We start from the raw sequence: 217 nt of genomic DNA on the forward strand, positions 1-217 counted from the left end.
ATAGGGTTTTATGATTTAGTCGCTGATAAAGAAGTGACAATTGATGAACTTATAAAATAAAACTAATTTTGTCATGTAGTGCTATTTTAAAAGTTCTTCAGCAGATGACAAACTTATGTATGCAATAAAGGAAGCCCCTTATAAGCCCCTTCCAACCCCCTTATAAACCCATACCAAGTAATAAATCATTAAATAAACAAAAGAAAAAACAACTACA

Source organism: Bacillus sp. JJ1127, assembly GCF_036965845.1.
Taxonomy (GTDB): Bacteria; Bacillota; Bacilli; order Bacillales; family Bacillaceae_G; genus Bacillus_A.